Source organism: Methylorubrum sp. POS3, assembly GCF_043352485.1.
GTDB lineage: Bacteria > Pseudomonadota > Alphaproteobacteria > Rhizobiales > Beijerinckiaceae > Methylobacterium > Methylobacterium suomiense.
Genome location: NZ_JAPRBT010000007.1, coordinates 1 through 2266 on the forward strand (window position 1 = coordinate 1; position 2266 = coordinate 2266).

Here is a 2266-nt window from a genome sequence, read left to right on the forward strand (position 1 = left end):
GCGACGAGTACTGCGTGTTCGCCACGCGCGGCGGGCTGATGCTGGCCCGGGCCGACCTGCCCAACGGGTTCGAGGGCGCACCGGGCGAGCACAGCGAGAAGCCCGAGAGCTTCTATGAGTTGGTGCGCCGGGCGAGCCCCGGCCCCTACGGCGAGGCGTTCCAGCGCCGTCCCCGGCTGGACTTCGCCAACCTCTACGCGCCGCAGCCCGCTCTGGCGGAGACGGCGGAATGAGACCGCGCCCATGCCTGCGGCCGCCCCCGCGCGGCCCGCCGCGATCCGCCCCGCCTCGATGACACCCGCCGCGCGCTGAACGCCGGACTGCGCCCGCTTCGCCCCACACGCGGTCGCATCCGGCTCTTCACTCGCGCTTCCTGCCCGGATTCGTGCCGACGCTCCCTCGCGCGCGACCGGCGGAGCCTTGCCCGGCCTCGGCCGGGGCGCGGCGGGTGTCATCCCCCCCCCAAACGAGCCGCCCGACGCCGCGCGTGCCCCGCGATTCCGGCGCTGGGTTTTCGCGTGCCCGAAGCCTGACCGGTTTCGCGGCCGAACGGTGACGCTTTGCCCGAAGAGGCACCCGCCATGATCATCCGACGGAAACACACCAAGAACTTCGCCATCATGTCCCAGGAGATCTTCCGGGACACGCGGCTGTCGCCGGAGGCTCTGGGCATCCTCTGCTACCTGCGCAGCCTGCCTGACGATTGGACGGTGTCGCAGGACCATCTGCGCACCCGGTTCGGCACGGGAAAGCACAAGATGCAGGGCATCATTCGCGAGCTGATCGAGACCGGCTGGATGGTGCGCCAGACCGCGCGGACGGCCGGGCGCGGCACGTTCGCGGGCTCGGACTACATCGTCAACGACGAGCCTTCGGCCTCCGTCGTGGAGGCGTCACCGCAGCCCGAAAATCGAGCCACGGTGGAGCCGCCCGTCACGGCCGCGGCACCGCAGCTCGATTTACCGGCGCCGGAGGATCCGGAGCCGGACGAACCGGCGCCGGAAAACCGAGCCGCCTACCAAGTATTGAATCCTACCAAGGATTCTTCCCCCCTTAATCCCCCCACGGGGGGAGGGCTCAAGGCTCGAAAACTCCTCCGGGGGAACGGCGTCTCGGCGCCCGTCGCGCCCCAACCGGCCGCCAACCAGACGCCGCCGGCGGCGCTCGAGGGCGAGGCCGTCGAGCGGTTCGCCCGGCTCGAAGCGGCCTATCCGGCCACGGCCCGGGGTGTGACGCGGCGCGACCAGGCCCAGGCGATCTTCGCCGGGATGAGCGCCGAGGATCAGGTTCTGGCGATCGGCGCGGCGGCCAGCTACGCCGCCGACCTCAGCCGAACGGGCTACGCAGCCAAGGGGCTGCACGGCTGGCTGCGCCAGCGGCGGTTCATGAACTTCCGCCCCTCGGCGCCGATCGGCGCGGCCTCGGCGGCGCCGGCGCGGGTGTTCGTCGAGCAGGGCAGCCCGGAATGGGAGGCCTGGATGGCCTATCGCCGGGCCCAGGGCGAGGCCGGAAGCTGCCCGACGACGGAGAAAGCCGGGCACCGGAATCCGGGCTGGCACTTCCCGAGCGCGCTACCGCCGGCCGCCGCGGTGCGGGCGGCATGAGCGGGCTTCGGTACGGGGTTAGCAAGTGGCCGCTCGAACTTGCGGGTTGGAATTATTTTGACCCTGCCGCCAAATGTGGGCGAGTCATAATTTCTCCAGCGCCTGCAAGCGGAGACGGCGGAGCGCTAGATAATTTTCGACAAGCGCGGCTATCTCCAAGTCTTGATGATCAGAGTTTTGGCTGTTTTGAATTCGATCGAACATGTCCTTTGCTTGCATGGCCACTCTTTCCTCCGCCGAGGACATCATCCGGGCAAGATTATCGAGGATATATTGATCATTTGTCATGCGCATTCGCTTCAGCGCTAAGCATGAAAAACAATTGGAGATTTGACTGCAGGCTAATAAAGATCAGATTGATGTTTGATTTTGTATGTTTTGGAGGCAATCTCAAGATTGCCACGGATGTTCATGGCCTGGATCCGATAATGGCGCACAAGCAGCCGCAGCACAGACGCTTTAGCAATCTCACCCCGGTCGTAGGCCTTCGCGGCCGTGCCATCGAGTTGGTTGGCCAATGCCTCATGCGCCTCAAGATCATGCGTCATGGAGCGGATGAATTGAAGCAGAGCGAGTCGCATGATTTCAGTGTCTGGTTGCACAATATTAGAGCGTGCGGTCGACGCCGGCAGATAAACAGATGGTATATCTGATTAACCGTA

General features: G+C 65.9%; 3 protein-coding genes and 1 pseudogene. 2 read left to right on the top strand and 2 right to left on the bottom strand.

Annotated elements, in window-relative coordinates:
• Positions 1-233, top strand: a pseudogene (locus OWC43_RS23180) (hypothetical protein); the annotation flags it as partial.
• 348 nt (positions 234-581) lie between these two features.
• A complete protein-coding gene (locus tag OWC43_RS23185) occupies positions 582-1604 on the top strand; it encodes a helix-turn-helix domain-containing protein (protein ID WP_393958647.1) in 1023 nt (340 codons plus the stop codon).
• A gap of 84 nt (positions 1605-1688) precedes the next feature.
• Here the strand turns inward: OWC43_RS23185 and OWC43_RS23190 are convergent, their stop codons facing one another.
• A complete protein-coding gene (locus OWC43_RS23190; protein WP_393958648.1) occupies positions 1689-1892 on the bottom strand; it encodes a hypothetical protein in 204 nt (67 codons plus the stop codon).
• Positions 1893-1945: 53 nt separating this feature from the next.
• Complete coding sequence (locus OWC43_RS23195; protein ID WP_393958649.1) at positions 1946-2185, bottom strand: hypothetical protein; 240 nt, start codon at positions 2183-2185, stop codon at positions 1946-1948.
• Between the last annotated feature and the right edge of the window lie 81 nt (positions 2186-2266).